General features: G+C 67.0%; 4 protein-coding genes. 2 read left to right on the top strand and 2 right to left on the bottom strand.

The features are described 5' to 3' along the window. Together AC1DYX_RS30710 and AC1DYX_RS30705 are read left to right on the top strand one after the other, a co-directional pair. Positions 1-238: CoA transferase subunit A (locus tag AC1DYX_RS30710; protein ID WP_477265943.1), on the top strand; the 238-nt coding region annotated here is incomplete at its 5' end. 17 nt (positions 239-255) lie between these two features. After that, positions 256-906 (top strand): 3-oxoacid CoA-transferase subunit B, encoded by a 651-nt coding sequence (locus AC1DYX_RS30705; protein WP_477265941.1) that lies wholly within the window; start codon positions 256-258, stop codon positions 904-906. 45 nt (positions 907-951) lie between these two features. Here AC1DYX_RS30705 and AC1DYX_RS30700 read toward each other — a convergent pair whose 3' ends face one another. Both AC1DYX_RS30700 and AC1DYX_RS30695 read right to left on the bottom strand, forming a co-directional pair. Next, positions 952-1,311 (bottom strand): energy transducer TonB, encoded by a 360-nt coding sequence (locus tag AC1DYX_RS30700; protein ID WP_477265940.1) that lies wholly within the window; start codon positions 1,309-1,311, stop codon positions 952-954. A gap of 39 nt (positions 1,312-1,350) precedes the next feature. Then, the coding region (locus AC1DYX_RS30695; protein ID WP_477265938.1) for an energy transducer TonB at positions 1,351-1,923 on the bottom strand (573 nt) is incomplete at its 5' end.

Genomic DNA, 1,923 nt, shown 5'->3' with positions numbered 1-1,923 from the left:
CGTCAAGGCGTGGAAGGCCGACCGCGCCGGCAACCTCGTGTTCCGCAAGACGGCCCGCAACTTCAACCCGAACGTGGCTACCGCAGGCAAGGTCTGCATCGTGGAAGTCGAGCAGCTGGTGGAGGTCGGCGAGATCGACCCCGACCAGGTGCATACCCCGAGCATCTTCGTGCACCGCATCGTTCACAACCCGACGCCGGAAAAGCGCATTGAACAGCGCACCGTGCGTCAAGCATAAGACCAGGGGAGACAGACATGGCATGGACTCGTGATGAAATGGCCGCGCGCGCGGCCAAGGAACTGCAGGACGGTTTCTACGTGAACCTGGGCATCGGCCTGCCCACGCTGGTGGCGAACTACGTCCCGGACAATATCGAGGTCTTCCTGCAGTCGGAAAACGGCTTGCTGGGCATCGGCCCGTTCCCGACCGCCGACGAAGTGGACGCCGATCTCATCAACGCCGGCAAGCAGACCGTGACGGCACTGCCGGGCGCGGCCTACTTCAGCTCGGCCGATTCGTTCGGCATGATACGCGGCGGCAAGATCAACCTGGCGATCCTGGGCGCGATGCAGGTCTCGGAAAAGGGTGATCTGGCCAACTGGATGATTCCGGGCAAGATGGTCAAGGGCATGGGCGGCGCGATGGACCTCGTGGCCGGCGTCAAGCGCGTTGTCGTCGTGATGGAACACGTGGCGACCGCGAAGGATGGCTCGACGAGCCACAAGATCCTCAAGAAATGCGATCTGCCGCTGACAGGCGTCGGCGTCGTCGACCGCATCATCACCGACCTGGGTGTCATGGACGTCACCGACACCGGCCTGAAGCTCGTGGAGCTGGCGCCGGGCGTCACGAAGGAAGAGGTCGTGGCCGCCACGTCGGCCGAGCTGGACATCTCGGCCGTTTGATGTCCCTCCGGGCGGCGTTGCGGTGCCGCCCGTCGTTCCATTCTCCTAGCGCAGCTTCCACACGTACTGGACCTTGGTCCATTGCTGCGCGGGCTTGCCGTGTTTGTGCGCAGGCTGGAAGCTGCACTGTGCCAGCGCCGAGCGCGCGGCTTCGTCCAGGGTCGTGAACCCGCTGGACGCCATCACTTTCGAATTCTTCACGCGGCCGTTCTCGTCGACGAGAAAGCGCAGCGTCACCGTGCCCTCATGGCTGGCCTGCACGTCCGCATGGGGGTACTGCGGTTTGGCACAGCTGTTGAAGTCGAGCCTGGCGGTGCTGCCGCCTTGCGGTGCCGCATGGGCGGACGCCACGCAGGCGAGGGCGAGGGACAGGCATTGCAGGGGCGTGCGGATGAGGCGGGACATGGTCGTCTCCTTGTGGTGGGAACTGATGGTGGGAACGGATTACGCCAGGGTCCAGATGTACTGGACCGGTTGCCACGTCGACACAGGCTGGCCGTTACGCAGGGCGGGCGCGAACCGGCAGCGGTGCAGGGCGCTACGGGCCGCCTCGTCCATGCTGGCGTAGCCGCTGGAACGCAGGATGGTCGATGCCGTGACGAAGCCCGAGGGGTCCACGCGGAAGTTCAACGTGACCGTGCCTTCGTGGCTGGCCGCGATGTCGGCCTGCGGGTACTGCGGTTTCCTGCAGGTCGAGAAATCCGCGACCGCGGGCCGCGTGAGGCCGGCCGTGGTGGTGACCGCCGGGACGTCCCGGGCTGACAGCGCGTGGGCACTGGCCGCGCAGGCCAGCACGAGGCCGAGGACGGGGAGCGCGGCGCGCCAGTCCAGGGCCTGCGGATCGGGACGCAGCAGGCGGCGGATGCGGGCCATCAAGTCGCCGCCGGCCGCGGCCTGGGCCAGGTGGTGGCGCGAGAACTGCAGGCGTTCCAGTTCCGACAGCGCCCGCGCGAGGCGGCGCGGTTCGCCGAGGTGGCGCGCGGCGAAATCGTCGGCGATCTGCTCGCGTTCGTGGCG

It is taken from the genome of Massilia sp. P2_C2, from assembly GCF_056404615.1.
The sequence above is the reverse complement of the archived record's forward strand: the minus strand, read 5'-3'. Positions and strand labels throughout refer to the sequence as shown.

What these genes read in the sequence shown, in the direction of transcription:
- AC1DYX_RS30705 (WP_477265941.1), top strand. Translation starts at nt 256, where the DNA reads ATGGCATGGACTCGTGATGAAATGGCCGCGCGCGCGGCCAAGGAACTG.
- AC1DYX_RS30700 (WP_477265940.1), bottom strand. Translation starts at nt 1,311, where the DNA reads ATGTCCCGCCTCATCCGCACGCCCCTGCAATGCCTGTCCCTCGCCCTC.